16 protein-coding genes are annotated in these 14,830 nt (G+C 64.0%); 10 read left to right on the forward strand and 6 right to left on the reverse strand.

Annotated elements, in window-relative coordinates; genetic code table 11:
* Nucleotides 1-538: 538 nt before the first annotated feature.
* The gene (locus tag QFZ88_RS21640) at nucleotides 539-757 is read right to left on the reverse strand and encodes a hypothetical protein (protein WP_024926667.1); all 219 of its coding nucleotides are present in this window, start codon (nucleotides 755-757) and stop codon (nucleotides 539-541) included.
* A gap of 262 nt (nucleotides 758-1,019) precedes the next feature.
* On the opposite strand from QFZ88_RS21640, the gene QFZ88_RS21645 reads away from it, so the two are divergent.
* Both QFZ88_RS21645 and dmeF read left to right on the forward strand, forming a co-directional pair.
* Nucleotides 1,020-1,298, forward strand: a complete 279-nt coding sequence (locus QFZ88_RS21645) for a metal/formaldehyde-sensitive transcriptional repressor (RefSeq protein WP_024926668.1) — start codon at nucleotides 1,020-1,022, stop codon at nucleotides 1,296-1,298.
* A gap of 10 nt (nucleotides 1,299-1,308) precedes the next feature.
* On the forward strand, nucleotides 1,309-2,532 hold the full coding sequence (gene dmeF, locus QFZ88_RS21650; RefSeq protein ID WP_024926669.1) for a CDF family Co(II)/Ni(II) efflux transporter DmeF: 1,224 nt from the start codon (nucleotides 1,309-1,311) through the stop codon (nucleotides 2,530-2,532).
* A 51-nt stretch (nucleotides 2,533-2,583) separates the two neighbouring features.
* Here dmeF and QFZ88_RS21655 read toward each other — a convergent pair whose 3' ends face one another.
* A complete protein-coding gene (locus QFZ88_RS21655) occupies nucleotides 2,584-2,988 on the reverse strand; it encodes a GFA family protein (protein ID WP_081766976.1) in 405 nt (134 codons plus the stop codon).
* A 425-nt stretch (nucleotides 2,989-3,413) separates the two neighbouring features.
* On the opposite strand from QFZ88_RS21655, the gene QFZ88_RS21660 reads away from it, so the two are divergent.
* Both QFZ88_RS21660 and QFZ88_RS21665 read left to right on the forward strand, forming a co-directional pair.
* Complete coding sequence (locus QFZ88_RS21660) at nucleotides 3,414-5,186, forward strand: acyl-CoA dehydrogenase (protein WP_024926671.1); 1,773 nt, start codon at nucleotides 3,414-3,416, stop codon at nucleotides 5,184-5,186.
* 26 nt (nucleotides 5,187-5,212) lie between these two features.
* Nucleotides 5,213-5,962, forward strand: coding sequence for a crotonase/enoyl-CoA hydratase family protein (locus tag QFZ88_RS21665; protein WP_024926672.1), 750 nt, complete (start codon nucleotides 5,213-5,215; stop codon nucleotides 5,960-5,962).
* A 74-nt stretch (nucleotides 5,963-6,036) separates the two neighbouring features.
* Here QFZ88_RS21665 and QFZ88_RS21670 read toward each other — a convergent pair whose 3' ends face one another.
* From QFZ88_RS21670 to pdxH, 3 genes are all read right to left on the reverse strand, one after another.
* Nucleotides 6,037-6,501 (reverse strand): BA14K family protein, encoded by a 465-nt coding sequence (locus QFZ88_RS21670; protein ID WP_373426395.1) that lies wholly within the window; start codon nucleotides 6,499-6,501, stop codon nucleotides 6,037-6,039.
* 151 nt (nucleotides 6,502-6,652) lie between these two features.
* Complete coding sequence (locus QFZ88_RS21675; protein WP_024926673.1) at nucleotides 6,653-8,038, reverse strand: serine hydrolase; 1,386 nt, start codon at nucleotides 8,036-8,038, stop codon at nucleotides 6,653-6,655.
* Between the two features lie 70 nt (nucleotides 8,039-8,108).
* Complete coding sequence (pdxH, locus tag QFZ88_RS21680) at nucleotides 8,109-8,726, reverse strand: pyridoxamine 5'-phosphate oxidase (protein ID WP_024926674.1); 618 nt, start codon at nucleotides 8,724-8,726, stop codon at nucleotides 8,109-8,111.
* Nucleotides 8,727-8,763: 37 nt separating this feature from the next.
* Here pdxH and QFZ88_RS21685 point away from each other — a divergent pair, with 37 nt between their 5' ends.
* The 6 genes from QFZ88_RS21685 (at nucleotide 8,764) to QFZ88_RS21710 (ending at nucleotide 14,421) form a co-directional block, all read left to right on the forward strand.
* Nucleotides 8,764-9,234, forward strand: a complete 471-nt coding sequence (locus tag QFZ88_RS21685; protein WP_024926675.1) for an RT0821/Lpp0805 family surface protein — start codon at nucleotides 8,764-8,766, stop codon at nucleotides 9,232-9,234.
* Nucleotides 9,235-9,329: 95 nt separating this feature from the next.
* Entirely contained in the window at nucleotides 9,330-10,268 is a 939-nt protein-coding gene (locus QFZ88_RS21690; protein ID WP_024926676.1) for a DnaJ C-terminal domain-containing protein, read from the forward strand.
* 118 nt (nucleotides 10,269-10,386) lie between these two features.
* On the forward strand, nucleotides 10,387-10,848 hold the full coding sequence (locus QFZ88_RS21695; protein WP_024926677.1) for a GNAT family N-acetyltransferase: 462 nt from the start codon (nucleotides 10,387-10,389) through the stop codon (nucleotides 10,846-10,848).
* Nucleotides 10,849-11,024: 176 nt separating this feature from the next.
* Complete coding sequence (fabI, locus tag QFZ88_RS21700) at nucleotides 11,025-11,843, forward strand: enoyl-ACP reductase FabI (RefSeq protein WP_024926678.1); 819 nt, start codon at nucleotides 11,025-11,027, stop codon at nucleotides 11,841-11,843.
* An 84-nt stretch (nucleotides 11,844-11,927) separates the two neighbouring features.
* Entirely contained in the window at nucleotides 11,928-12,518 is a 591-nt protein-coding gene (locus QFZ88_RS21705) for a histidine phosphatase family protein (protein WP_024926679.1), read from the forward strand.
* A gap of 109 nt (nucleotides 12,519-12,627) precedes the next feature.
* A complete protein-coding gene (locus QFZ88_RS21710) occupies nucleotides 12,628-14,421 on the forward strand; it encodes a diguanylate cyclase (protein WP_024926680.1) in 1,794 nt (597 codons plus the stop codon).
* An 86-nt stretch (nucleotides 14,422-14,507) separates the two neighbouring features.
* On the opposite strand, the gene QFZ88_RS21715 is transcribed toward QFZ88_RS21710, so the two are convergent.
* Nucleotides 14,508-14,756 (reverse strand): DUF1344 domain-containing protein, encoded by a 249-nt coding sequence (locus QFZ88_RS21715; RefSeq protein WP_024926681.1) that lies wholly within the window; start codon nucleotides 14,754-14,756, stop codon nucleotides 14,508-14,510.
* Nucleotides 14,757-14,830 lie beyond the last annotated feature (74 nt).

Here is a 14,830-nt window from a genome sequence, read left to right on the forward strand (position 1 = left end):
GTTTTGAAGCGGGGCGCCGGCAAAGTGTGGATGGGAGGCCGGCGATTTTTCTCGGTCGTTTCGGCTAATGCCTTGATCGCGGTGGGGTGTTTTTCAAGCCAGGTGTGGAAGTGGGGCGGGGATGTTTACGTCGGGCGGGGGCGTCTGATCTCGGGATGGGGGCAACATCTTTTGCTCGTCATTCCCGACCTCGTGAGGGAGCGGAGCGACCGGAGAGTGTCGGGAATCCATGCCGTGACTAACGCGCCGCGAACACGTGCGAAACCGGGCGCGGGAACGTCGCGTTCCCCCATCCCCTGTTCTGAAAGGGTTCCATTACGGAAATGTTCCGGCATGGGTTCCCGACACTCTCCGCTCCCTGCGGTCGCTCACGAGGTCAGGAATGACGGAGCTTCACGGGGTGTGCCAAATACCTCGAAGGGTGCATGGCGGGATCGACCGGTGCTCGTGCCGTCTTTAGCGGCGCCGTATGCGGAAGACGAGTGGCGCGACCTATCCGTCCGTCATTCCCGACCGCGCGAGGGAGTGGAGCGACCGCCTAGAATTCAAACGGGTCGGGCGCCGGCTTGTCGCGCAGCGTTCCCTCGGCCTGGCGCCGCTTGTGATGGGCGAGCGAGCAGCGCGGCGAGCACAACACGCCGCGGTCTGACCAATAGGCCGCGCCATGCTCGATCCTGCCCTCGTGATAGTGAAACCCGTCGGCGCGGTAAGGCAGCCCGCATTCGATGCAGCGGAAGGTTTCAGGTCTGGCCAGCATTTTTTGAGGTGCTCCTTTGTTGTGTTCCTTACACCTGTTGGGACAAAAAGGTGAGCGTCAAAAAGCGCGACCCGCAGGGGTACTGCGCCTTGATCGCCTCAATATCTTGCCCGAGCCAGGCGGCTTATTCGTAAGGGCAAGCGCCTGTGCGGCTGCTGGCGCTCTTCAAAAACACAGCGACATCCCAAATGAATCCGGCTTTCCCACACTTCGCTCGACCGTATCTTGTATAGGATAACCCCCTATGCTATAGGATTGCCCTATGAGCCATACGACTCGAGAAAAGCAGCAGCTGTTGGCCCGCGTGCGCCGCATCCGCGGCCAGGTGGATGCGATCGAGCGGGCGCTGGACACCGAGGCCGGCTGCGAGAAGGTGATGCACCTTCTGGCAAGCACCCGTGCGGCGATGTCCGGGCTGATGTGCGAGGTGATCGAAGGCCATGTGCGCACGCATCTGGTCGACGAGGAGCGATATCCCGGCGCGCTCAACCATGACGGCGCCGAGGAACTCCTGGCGGTGGTGCGTACCTATTTGAAGTAGGGTTGTTCAAATGACCAATCTCGAAGTCTCTGCCGCCGGGCACAGCCACGTCTTCCTTGGCGAAGGCCATGAACATGCCGAACGCCGGACCTGGATCGTCATCTGGCTGTGCGCGGCGATGATGGCGCTGGAAATCGTCGGCGGCGTGCTGTTCGGCTCGATCGCCTTGGTTGCCGACGGCCTGCATATGAGCACCCATGCCGGCGCGCTGCTGCTGGCCGCTCTTGCCTACAGCTATGCCCGCCGGCATGCGCGCGATGCCCGCTTCACCTTCGGCACCGGCAAGCTCGGTGACCTCGCCGGTTTCACCAGCGCCGTCATCCTGGCGATGATTTCGATCCTGATCGCCTATGAGGCGGTCAGCCGCCTGGTCGCGCCCGTTCCCATCCATTTCGCCGAGGCCATTCCGATCGCCGTCCTCGGGCTGGCCGTGAACGTCGTTTCCGCCCTGGTGCTGGCGAGCGGCGGCCACCACCACCATGGCCACGGCCATCACCATGATGGGCATGGACACGACGAGGAGCACCGCATCGCGACACCGCATGGCATCGTGCTGCTCAGCGTGTTCGAGACGAACCATCCGCCAGTCTTCCGCGTCAAGGCGAATGGGGCTGACGCGTCGTCCATCACGGTCGAGACCGTGCGGCCGGACGGCGCGCGCCAGACCTTCCGCATGGAAGACCATGGCGATTATCTGCAAAGCGCCGAGGAGATTCCCGAACCGCACGCCTTCACCGCCCGCGTCACCATCGATGGTGCGGATTACCCGATCCTGTTCGAGGAGCACGAACACGGTCACGGCAGCACCGCGCATCGCGACAACAACATGCGCGCCGCCGTGGTGCACGTCATGGCCGATGCCGCCGTCTCGGTGCTGGTCATCGTCGGCCTTTTGCTGGCGCGTGCCTTCGGCTGGCTGTGGATGGATCCCGTGGCGGGCATTGTCGGCGCGCTTGTCATCGCCAGCTGGTCCTACGGCCTGATCCGGGACACGGGGTCGATCCTCTTGGACATGAACCCGGACAAGGATGTCACCGAAGGCGTGCGCAAGGCGGTGGAGCAGGATGGCGATCACCTGACCGACCTGCATGTCTGGCGTCTCGGCCCGGGGCATCTCGGCGCCATCGTCTCGGTGGAGACGAACAGCGAGCGCGGGGTCGATTTCTATCGCGACCGGCTTCGCCGCTTCGGTTCGCTCTCCCATGTCACCATCGAGGTGCAGCGGGCCGCCTGAGCGGCCCTCAAGCTCGTCTCGATCCGCTTTTGGCTGCGCGGTATCAAGTCTTCAGGCTGGGTCTTTCGTATAGTCAGGCCCAACACGTGTCGGCAGGCCGTCGCCGAGTTTCAGCCAAGGGAGCTTCTCCTCGAAAGCGACATGCAGCGTCGGCGCGAATTTTTCCGGCTCCTCCATCGCCGCCGCGAAAAAATGCATGACGTTGGACATCTTCCTTGAGCGGAAGGACAGCGGCGTGCCGCAGTGGTCGCAAAATGTTCTTTCCACGCCGGGAGAAGAGTTGAACACCTTTGGCAGCTTGCTCAGCCATCGCCATTGGCCGTCCAGGACGCCAATGTAGGCGGTCATCGGCGCAGAACATTGCCGTCGGCAACTTTCACAATGACAGACCACGCAGGCCTGGGCCGGACCATCGACTTCGAAAGCAATGGTGCCGCATAGGCAATGACCACGCATACGAATTCTCCTTCAGGCAACAGACGCAGCCTAGTGCCGGGGCGGATGGGCGTCGCCAGGAAATGCGCCGAACTGGCGCTCAATCCCGACATTCGGCGCCGGCGATTGTGAGCGCGTTTGCGGGGCGTTGGCTCCAAGCTGACCTCATCCGCGCCTTCTTGTCGAACATGGCCTCGGCGACCATCGGATCGTCGTTTCGCTTTTATGAGTCCTCAACCCGAAGGCTGCATCGCGATCCCAGCGGCTAAATCGACGTGACGATCGCCCAGCCATGAAACCTCTCCGGCCATCGTCAAAATCCGCGTGACAAAGTTTGACGTTTACGTAAAAGTAGTTCGAACGAGCGTGGCGTGGCGAGATGGCGGTTGCCATGCGGTGGCGCCTCGCGGCAGGATCGGCCCTGCATCGGAGGAGGAGTTCAAGGCATGTATCGGGCACCGGTCGCGGATATCGCCTTCACGCTGAAACATGTCGCCGGCCTGAGGCCCGCGCTCGAGGCGGGCGTCTTCGGCGATCTCGGCGAGGATCTGGTCGACGCGGTGCTGGAGGAGGCCGGCCGCTTCGCGACGGAGGAGGTGGCGCCGCTCTACCAGATCGGCGACGAGACCGGCGCGGTGTTGAAGGATGCCGCCGTCACCATGCCGCCCGGCTGGAAGGATCTTTACCGGCGCTGGATCGAAGGCGGCTGGAACGGCCTGTCCGGGCCCGAGGAATTCGGCGGCCAGGCGCTGCCCAACATGCTGGGCGTTGCAGCACTGGAAATGTGGAACTCCGCCGCCATGGCCTTCGGTCTCGGACCGACGCTGACCATGGGTGCGGTGGAGGCACTGCACAAGCATGCCTCCGACGACCTCAAGGCCAAATACCTAGCCAAGCTGGTATCAGGCGAATGGATGGGCACCATGAACCTGACCGAGCCGCAGGCCGGTTCAGACCTTGCCGCGCTGCGCAGCCGCGCCGAGCCCGCCGGCGACGGCACCTACCGCATCTTCGGCCAGAAGATCTTCATCACCTATGGCGAGCACGATTTCACCGACAACATCGTACATCTGGTGCTGGCGCGGCTGCCTGACGCACCGGCCGGCACGCGCGGTATCTCCCTGTTCCTGGTGCCAAAATTCCTGGTCGGCGACGATGGCGCGCTCGGCGCTCGCAACGACGTGTTCTGCTCCGGCATCGAGCACAAGCTCGGCATCCATGCCTCGCCCACCTGCACCATGATCTATGGCGACGGCTTCGGTGGCACCAAGCCCGGCGCCATCGGCTGGCTGGTCGGCCAGGAGAACAAGGGCCTGGCCTGCATGTTCACCATGATGAACAACGCTCGCCTCGCCGTCGGCATGCAGGGCGTGGCGGTGGCCGAGGCCGCTTATCAGAAGGCGCTGGCCTATGCCAATGAGCGCCGGCAGGGCAAGGCGGCCGATTATACCTGCGAGGGCATGGCGCCGATCGTCCACCATGCCGACGTGCAGCGCAATTTGCTGACCATGAAGGCGCTGACTGAGATCGCGCGCTCGATCAGCTATTGCTGCGCCCACGCGCTCGACATGGCGCATGCCGCCGAGGGCGATGCGGCTTGCCACTGGCAGGACCGCGCCAATCTCCTGACCCCGCTGGCCAAAGCCTTTTCCACCGATACCGGCGTCGATGTCGCCTCGATCGGCGTGCAGATCCATGGCGGCATGGGTTTCATCGAGGAGACGGGCGCGGCCGCCTATTATCGCGACGCCCGCATCGCGCCCATCTACGAGGGCACAAACGGCATCCAGGCGATCGACCTGGTGGCTCGCAAGCTGCCGCTCGGCGGCGGCGCCCACATCCACGGCTATATCGACGAGCTGAAGGCGGTGGCGGCCGAGATCCGCACCTCGAACCTTCCCGGTTTCGGCCGCAGCGCCGACCTGCTCGACCGCGCGCTGGCCGACGTCGTCGAGGCGACGCGCTTCCTGCAGGCGTGCACCGCCGATGGCGGCATGGAGACGGCGCTGGCGGGTGCCACGCCTTATCTGCGGCTGGTTTCACTCGCCGCCGGCGGCGCCTATCTGGCGCGCGGCGGGCTGGCCGGGGCCGAGCCGCGCATCGCGCTTTGTCGGTTCTTCGCTGAAAACCTGTTGGGCGAGACCGCAGCACTCAAGGACCGCGTCGTCGGCGGCGCCGACAGCCTGGCCGCCGCCGCCCGGGCGCTGGTCACGGCCTGAGCATTCTAGGAAAGAGGATTTCATTCGTGACCGACCAGATCATCGTCGAGCGCCGCGGCGCCGTTCAGATCATCCGCATGAACCGCCCCGACAAGAAAAACGCGCTAACCCGCGCCATGTACCTGGCGATGCTGGCGGCGCTGACCGAGGCGGATGCCGACCCGGCGATCCGCGTCAGCGTCTTCCTCGGCGTGCCCGGCGCCTTCTCGGCCGGCAACGACATGGCCGATTTCCTGGCCATGGCGACCGGTGGCGATGGTGGCCGCGACGTGTGGGATTTCCTGCATGTGCTGGCGAAATTCGGCAAGCCGCTGCTGTCGGGCGTCGATGGTATCGCGGTCGGCATCGGCACCACGCTCAATTTGCACTGCGACCTGACTTTCGCCACGCCGCGCACGGTCTTCCGCACGCCTTTCGTCGATCTCGGCCTGGTGCCGGAAGCGGCCTCCAGCCTGATCGTGCCGCGCATCGTCGGCCGCCAGGATGCCTTCGCGTTACTGGCGCTGGGCGAGGGGTTCTCCGCCGAGCGCGCCAAGGCGGCGGGGCTGATCTATGAGATCGTCGCGGAAGACGCGCTGGAGGCCACGGTGCTGGCCAAGGCCGAGGAGATCGCGGCCAAGCCGCCACAAGCCCTGCGGATCGCGCGCGATCTTCTCTTGGGCAGACGCGACGAGGTTGTCGCCCGCATAGACGAGGAGGGCCGGCATTTCGCCGAACGCCTGAAATCCGACGAGGCGCGCGCCGCCTTCGTCGCCTTCATGAACCGCAAGAAATAACCCCGCCGGAGCGGGGTCGTTCGCCTGGTCGGCTATCAGAACGGCGCGTCCATGGGGACGCGCCGTTTCGGCATTCAGCGCATGTAGGGCGAGATGCATTCGCGACGGATGTTGCCGGAGGCTAGGTAGCTATTGTCGGACGCGCGATAGGACCGGTAGCGGTCGTAGCACCAGCGGACATGCGCGTCGCTGAGCCGGTAGGCGCGGCGATAGACCGGTGGCGGGGGCGGCGGCGAAGCGAGCGCACCGCCGATGATGGCGCCGGCCATGAAGGCCGCCGGGGGGAACCACCAGCCGTTGTACTGGCGCCAGCCCGGCCGGCCGTAGCGATAGCCGCGATGGCCGTTAAAATAATAGAAGCCGCGGTCGTTGTAGAAACCGCGCCGGTACAGGACGGGCATGATTTCGGCCGTGCCGGTAGCAACGGCGGGCCTTGGCATCGGCGCCGCCACCCCGGGAGCGATGGAAGCGGCGACGGTCGTCAACAAGGTGGCGGCCGCGCAGCAGGCGGAAACGAACTTCTTCATAGGGTTCCTCATCTCGGTTGATACACCCCGGACGCGAGCGAGTATCCCGGCGGATCGGTGAACCGAAACTGAACGCCCCGATTAAATCTCTGTAACGTTAGAACATCCTGAAATGGCGGCGCGGCCCGGATACGAAGGTCGTGCCGCAAGGGTTCTCGACCGTCTAGTCGATCCTTTTCGCCGGACTGGAGGCGCCGTTCTGGTGCAGGACAAGACGCGTGGCCTTGCCGTCGCCATTGGCATCGAAACTGATCTGGGCGTTGAGGACCTTGAGGAAGAAATTGCGCTCGTTTTCCGGGAATATCTCGAAACGCTCCTGCCCGGTCGCCTGGACGTACAGTCTGTCATTGTCGCGGGTGACGGTGAGGATAAAATCCGGCGCCAGCTGGTAGCGCCCGATATAGCGGTCGTAGAGAGCGGGATCGACGGCGGCAGCCACCCGCACCTTTGGCGCCTCGGCAAGTTTCGATTTCGGGTTGAGCAGATGGCGACCGATGTCGTCGATGCCCAGTTCGGTCGACGTGTTGGACAAGACGACGACACCCACCTTGGCCTTGGCCAGGAAGCCGATGAACGACCGGTAGCCGCCGGTGCCACCATTGTGCCAGATCATCTCGTCTTGGCCGGCCTTGGCGATGAACCAGCCGAGGCCGGTGTCCTCGCCGCCGCCGATGGCCTGGCGCTCGCTCAAGGCAAGCCGGAAAGCCGGCGTCAAAGGCGAGCTTTGCCCGTCCATCGCCGCCTTGAGGACGGTCAGCATGTCGTTGGCGCTCGAATTGAGCGCGCCGAGGCCGGGCAACGTCGGCATGTGCCAGTTGGGCGCTTTGTCGAGCGCCTGGTCGTGACCGGGCGTCTGGCGCGCCTGCTGTACCGGCGAAAGCGAGACGACGGTGTTTTGCAGGCCGAGCGGCGTGGCGATGCGGTCGCGGATCAGGCTCGCATAATCGGCGCCGGTATGTTGTGCCAGCACATGGCCGAGCAGGCCGTAGCCGAGGTTGGAATATTCGAATTTGCTACCGATATCGCGCGTCAGCGTGTAGCCCGAGAGGAAGCCGTAGAGCTGGTCGACGGTGTAGTCCGCATAAGGATCGCCACCGTCCTTGGGCGCGAAATTATCCGGCAGGCGCGGCAGGCCGGACATGTGGGTGGCGAGATCGCGCAGGGTGATCTTGCGGCCCCCGCGCTCTGGCATGGTGACGCCAGCGGGCAGGTATTTGGCGACGGGATCGTCGAGCGACACTTCGCCCTGCGTCGCCATCTCTGCCAGCGCCAGCGCGGTGAAAACCTTGGTGACGGAACCGATCTCGAAGATGGTGTAGCCGTCGACCGCGCGCGCATCGTCGGCGCCAAAGCGGCCATGCGCGACGATGCGCCGGCCGTTGGCGTCGATAACGCCGACGACGATGCCGAGGCTCTGTTTTTCGATGTCGATGCGCTGTTGAAGGATACGGTGGATTTCAGGATCAGGCGGGATGGGGGAGGGTTCTTCGGCCTTGGCGCTGATTTGCGCGGCGATCGCGAGCAGGCCTCCGAGAAGCAGACGCAGCATTTTTTCTCCTGTCACCCCAGTCCGGGCGGATATGGTGACAGGCTGCTGCGTCCGCAATAGGCGCGGCGGGTTACGGATAGAGGCGCGTCTTGTCCCAGCCTCCTTCGGCGTTGCGGCTGAAGACCATGCGGTCATGCAAGCGGAACGGCCGGTCGTGCCAGAACTCGATGCTCTGCGGCACGATGCGGAAGCCGGACCAGTGCTTGGGTCGCGGAATGTCGCCGATGGCGTAGCGGGCAGTGTATTCGGCCACCGCTTTTTCCAACGCGAAACGGCTTTCCAAAGGCCGCGACTGCTTCGAGGCCCAGGCGCCGATGCGGCTGCCGCGCGGGCGCGTCGCGTAATAGGCGTCGGCCTCGGCGTCGGTGACGATCTCGACCGGGCCTCGTATGCGCACCTGGCGGCGCAGCGATTTCCAGTGGAAACACATCGCCGCCTTCATGCTGCCCAGAATCTCGCGGCCCTTGGCGCTTTCGAAATTGGTGTAGAAGACAAAGCCGTGTTCGTCGAAACCCTTGAGCAAAACCATGCGCACGTCGGGCATGCCGTCGGCATCGACGGTTGCCAGCGCCACGCCATTGGGGTCGTTGGGCTCGGATTTCGAGGCGTCTTCGAGCCAGGTGGCGAACAACCGGAAAGGCTCCGCGCTCTCCGTGAAGTCACCTGTTGTTAACACTGTCTCGTTCATAGTTTTTCCGATTTGAAGCTGGCCGAGGAATTGCCGATTGTCGCGCATCGCGCACCATTTTGACAGCCGGCCAGTGGGCACTTTCCTTTCGTCCTGTCTCAGGGCGGCGACGCCATGCGCGCTGCTTTTGCTCGCCGGTTGCGGCGCCGGCGGCTTCAGCCTGGAAAAGGCCGAGGTCGACCGCTCAATCGTGACCGGCTCGATCGCCAAGACCGCGACGCCCGATACAGCCGATGCCGGCATGGCCTCCGACCAGGAGACGATACGCAACGCCGCCTCTTCTGCAGACGTGCAAGGGCTGGCCGGCCAGGCAGTGCCTTGGGCGAATACCACCACCGGCTCGCGCGGCGCCATCACCCAGATGGCCGAAACAGGCGACGCCGTGAGCGGCCGCTGCCGCCGCTTCGACGTGTCGCGCGAAAGCTATGACGGGGTCGCCATGTACAAGGGCAGCGTCTGCATGACCGGCGCCGGCATCTGGCAGATGCAGGATTTCAAGGCGCTCTGATTTTCCGCTTTCCATGTCATGGCTACTGGAATTTCTTCCTATCAGGGCGCATATAGTGGGCAACTCTAAATTTACCTATTCCATGAGCAGGATTGATGCGCGACCCCTATGAGGTGCTGGGAGTTGCCAGGAACGCTTCGTCCAAGGACATCAAGTCGGCGTTTCGGAAACTCGCCAAGAAGCACCACCCGGACCAGAATCCCGACGATCCCAAGGCCAAGGATCGTTTCGCCGCGGCCAACCAGGCCTATGAGATTCTCGGCGACGAGAAGGCGCGCGCCGCTTTCGATCGCGGCGAGATCGACGCCGACGGCAAGCCGCGCTTCCAGGGTTTCGAGGGGGGCGCCGGCGGCGACCCGTTCGCCGGCTTCCGCCGCCAGCAGGGAGCGGGCGGTCCCCATTTCGAGTTCCGCTCGTCCGGCGGCACCCCGTTCGGCGAAGGCGCCGGCGACATTTTCAGCCAGATTTTCGGCGATGCCTTCAGCCAGCAGCGCCCCGGCGCCGCCGGCGGTGGTCAGGGCGGCGAGCGCCGTCGGCAGGCGCCGGCCGGCGCCGACATCAATGTGGTCCTCGACGTCACCATCGAGGAAGCCGCCACTGCGGAGAAGGTCACCGCCATGTTCCCCGGCGGCCGCAAGGTCGCGGTGAAGCTGCCCAGTTTCGTCGAGGACGGCCAGACCATCCGGCTGAAGGGGCAGGGCGAGCAGGGTTATGGCGAACCCGGCGACGCGCTGGTCAAGATCAGGTTCCGCCGTCATGCACGTTACCGCGTCGAGGGCCGCGACCTGCACGCCGATCTGCCGGTGGCGCTGCGCGACGCCGTGCTTGGCGCCAAGCTGGCGGTGGAGACACCGACCGGGCGCATCGCGCTCAACGTGCCGGCCTGGTCGAGTTCCGACAAGGTGCTGCGCATCAAGGGGCGCGGGCTGCCGGAAAAGGCCGGCGGCCATGGCGACCTCTATGCCCATGTCCGCATCATGCTGCCGGAGAGCGGCGATCCGGAACTGGAAGCGTTGGTCAAAAAGCAGAACTGAAGCGTCCTTGCCGTTTTGGCGAAATCTGGCCCAAGATATTGGATCAGTCGATCCATTGTCGTCATCGGCGCGGTGAAGCTAGGAATGCCGCAGTCCATCAAAACAGCGGCCTTCAAAAATGTCCTCTCAGATCATCGTCCGTCCCGTCGCCCGCCAGGATTTCGAGGGCTGGCTGCCGCTCTGGACCGGTTATAACGCTTTTTACGGACGGTCTGGACCGACGGCGCTGCCCGATGCGGTGACACAGACGACCTGGTCGCGTTTCTTCGATGCCTATGAGCCCGTGCACGCGCTGGTCGCCGAAAACGAAGGCCGTCTGGTCGGGCTGGTGCATTATATCTTCCATCGCTCGACCAATGCGATCGCGCCGAACTGCTATCTGCAGGATCTGTTCACCGCGCAGGATGTGCGCGGCAAGGGCGTCGGCAAGGCGCTGATCGAGGGCGTCTACGACCGCGCCCGCCAGGCCGAGTCGTTGCGTGTCTACTGGCATACGCACGAGACCAACCACACCGCGATGCGGCTCTACGATCAGGTCGCCGAGCGCTCCGGCTTCGTGGTTTACCGCCGGCTTTTCTGATCCCGGCCTGTCCCCTGCACGCCGGCTAAACGGGCCTGCAGGCCTGCAGTCGGCTTGGTTCGCGCCGCGAGCGGCCGAAAACCAATGCCTTGGCCGCATGCCATCATCGCTTGAAGGTGCAAAGCGCCTGTGCGATAGGGCACATCAAAGCAGAACAGTATGCGGAGAGCGCTCATATGGTGGGTGGACAGGGCCTGATGGCCGGCAAGCGCGGCCTTATCCTCGGTGTGGCCAACAACCGTTCGATTGCCTATGGCATCGCCAAGGCCTGCGTCGACCACGGCGCCCAGGTGGCTTTGACGTATCAGGGTGAAGCCTTCAAGAAGCGCGTCGAGCCGCTGGCGGCGGAACTCGGCGCCCATGTCGTCGGCCATTGCGATGTCACCGATCCGGAGAGCCTGGACACGGTGTTCGACAATGTCTCCAAGCTGTGGGGCGGGCTCGACTTCCTGGTGCACGCCATCGCCTTCTCCGACAAGGAGGAGCTGACCGGCCGCTATGTCGAGACTTCGCGCGACAATTTCCTGCGCACCATGGACATTTCGGTGTTCTCCTTCACTACCATCGCCAAGCGCGCCGAGCCGCTGATGACCAATGGCGGCTCGCTGCTGACGCTGACCTATTACGGCGCCGAGAAGGTGATGCCGCATTACAACGTCATGGGCGTGGCCAAAGCGGCGCTGGAAGCCTCGGTGCGGTACCTGGCGGTCGACCTCGGCTCGAAGGGCATCCGCGTCAACGCCATTTCCGCCGGCCCGATCAAGACGCTTGCCGCTTCCGGCATCGGCGACTTCCGCTACATCCTCAAGTGGAACGAATACAATGCGCCGCTGAAGCGCACGGTATCGCCCGAGGAAGTCGGCGATTCGGGCCTGTATTTCCTGTCGGACCTTTCGCGTGGCGTTACCGGCGAGGTCCATCACGTCGATTCGGGCTATCATGTCGTCGGCATGAAGGCGGTCGACGCGCCCGATATTTCCGTTCTCAAGGACTGAGGCCGGCTACGGGGCGGCCGTCAACGGCCGCGCCCGGTCTTGTCGCCTCGGTTTTCCAACGCCCGTCCGGAGTTTTCGCGCACCATGCCTGCGCTTATCTATGTCGTGCGCCACGGCCAGACGGATTGGAATGCCGAGCAGCGTCTGCAGGGGCAGGCTGACACCGACTTGAACGCCACCGGGCGTCGGCAGGCGAGCGCGAACGGCGTCAAGCTTGCCGCATTGATCGGCGACGCCAAGGGCGCGTTCGACTATGTGTCGAGCCCGATGCGCCGCACCTGCGAGACGATGCAGCTGATGCGAGCCGCCATGGGGCTCGATCCCGCCGGCTATCGTACCGACCCGCGACTGGTCGAGCTCAATTTCGGCGACTGGCAGGGTTTTACCTATCCCGAGCTGGAACGGCGGTTCCCGGGTGCTAGCCAGGCGCGGGCGCTGGATAAATGGGACTTCACGCCGCCGGGCGCCGGCGCCGAGAGCTACCAGACGCTTCTGTCGAGAATCCAGCCGGCCTTCCAGGCCATGCAGCGCGACACGGTCTGCGTCACCCATGGCGGTGTCATACGTTGCCTGTTCCGGATGATCGCTGGCTGTTCGAAGGATGAGGCGGCTGCGCTCGAAATCCCGCAGGACCGTGTCCTGAAAATATCGGGCCGCCGCCTGGAGTGGCTCTAGGCCATAAAACGAGAGGGCTTCCGACGCCGCATGTAGTTCGATTGCATCGCGGTGGAGATGCCCGTTTCTCCTTAATCCTCCTTCAAACAGCGGCTGGCAGTATAAGAGGATGAGAATAACCTCCATCACCAACTGGGCCTACGGCATCACGGTCATCCTGACCGCGCTGTCCGGTGGCGCCTTCATGATGTCTTCGCGCAGCGCCCTCCAGGAACGCGCCGCGGTCGAGGAGCATCTGACGCTCGACACGCTGGCCGAGGAACTGGCGCTTGGAGCCGAGTTTGGAAGTGACGAGGCGCGGCTCTACGTGATGCGCGGCGATGAGCGCTACCTCAAGGAGTTTCAGGCGCAGGAGAACTCGGAGCGGAACGTCGAGGCCACAGCAACCAGGCTGGCCGGCAAGGGGCTGGCGCCGGGCGAGGCGGAAGCGCTGAAAGCGGTCGTCCGGGACGCGGATGCGCTGGACAAGATCGAACAGACCGCGGTCGAGGCCTTCCAGCGCGGAGACAAGATCGCCGCCCAGGAAGGCCTGTTTGGGGCCGAATACGAGCGGGTCCAGAAGGCGCTTCTCCAGACGGTCGCGCATTTTCGCGACCTGACGGGCGCGCGCACTGGAGCGCAGCTCGAAGCCGCGCGGGACCGCAGCAACTGGTGGAGCCTTGTCGCAAAGGTCATGCTGGCGGCTACCGGCGCGCTGTTTTTGGCCGTGCTTTATTTCGTTCTGAGGCGAAGGGTGGTGAAGCCGCTCATGCAGATGACCGGGATCGTCAGCCGGCTCGCCAAACAGGACTACACGGTCGAGATGCCGGTCGAGCGGCGCGCCGACGAGATCGGCGAGATGAACGATGCGATAGGGATATTCCGCACGAATCTCATCGAGCGGGAGCGGCTGGATGCCGAGCGTAGGGCCGACCAGCGCACCAAAGACATGATCCTGCAGATGATGCATCGGGTGCAGGCATGCCAGAACCAGGGAGAGCTTGCCGAGGTCGTGGTTCGTTTCATTCCCGAGATATTCCCCGACTTCGCCGGCGGCCTCTATATCCTCAACGATAGCAAGACGGCACTGATACGCGCCGGCGCATGGCTCGAACCGCAACGTTCGTTGGCGGCGTTTCCCGCCTCTGCCTGTTGGGGGCTTCGTCGTGGCCGTTCTCACGAAAGCGGGGCGAATGGCGCTGACGTTCCATGCCGACACCTCGATGCGTCGGGCGCGACCGCGCTCTGCATGCCGTTGACAGCCCAGGGAGACATGATCGGCCTTCTCTACCAGGAAGAGTGTGGAGAGAAAGCGCTCGGGTTCGCCGGTGCCAGGCTCTATCTCGAGCTGATCGCGGAAAATGTCGGCCTAGCGATCGCAAACCTGCAATTGCGGGAAAAACTGATCGAGCTGGCCGTGCGCGATCCTCTCACCGGCCTATTCAATCGTCGCTTCCTGGATGAAACCTTGCAGCTGCACCGGCAGGATCGCAGCGGCGAGCAGCTCGCTTGCCTGATGGTCGATATCGATCATTTCAAGCGCTTCAATGACGAGTTCGGCCACGACGCGGGAGATCTGGTCATGCAGTATGTCGGGCAGACATTGCGAGAGACGGTGGGTACAGCCGGCAGTGCCTACCGTTTCGGCGGTGAGGAATTCACCGTGCTCCTGCCCGGGCTTGACGAACAGGAAGCTTCGGAGCTCGCGGACGCGCTGCGGCAGAAAATCGGTGGCGCCACGCTCTCCCATTCCGGCCGGGTTCTGGGCGCGGTGTCAACGTCCATCGGCGTTGCAACAGCCCCGCTGAATGGCTCGATCGAAACGCTCGTTACACGTGCCGATGCAGCCTTGCTCCAGGCAAAGGCCGCGGGTCGCAACAGGACGGTGGTGGCAAGCCAGATCAAAAGCTCGGCGCTGCTGTGAAAACGGATACCGCACGACCAGCATCGCAACCGAGATCGTCACTCACAGCGTGCTAGCGCCCTGCAGCGAGCTGTCGCCGGCTTGCCCTACTGCGGGATTTCCATGTCGGTGATGACGTTCTCGCCATTGGCGACGTCAAAGGCGATGACGACGTCGACGCCGGGTTTCAGCGCCTCGAGGTCCATTTCGGAATTCAGCTTGTAGATCTTGCCGTCGTCCAGCGTCATGGTCAGCGCGTCCCTGTCGACCTTCTTGATTTTGCCTTCGGTCTGGCCGGCGAATGCCGCGGTCACGATGAGCAAGGTGGCGGCAACTGCGCCGAGCAGGGTACGCATTGTTTGTCCTCAATGTTTGTTGTTGTACGCCATTCCCAGCGGCGGCCGCGTGCGGCGACGGAGACAAGCAGAAA

This window comes from Mesorhizobium sp. YL-MeA3-2017 (assembly GCF_030814575.1).
GTDB classification, from domain to species: Bacteria; Pseudomonadota; Alphaproteobacteria; order Rhizobiales; family Rhizobiaceae; genus Mesorhizobium; species Mesorhizobium terrae.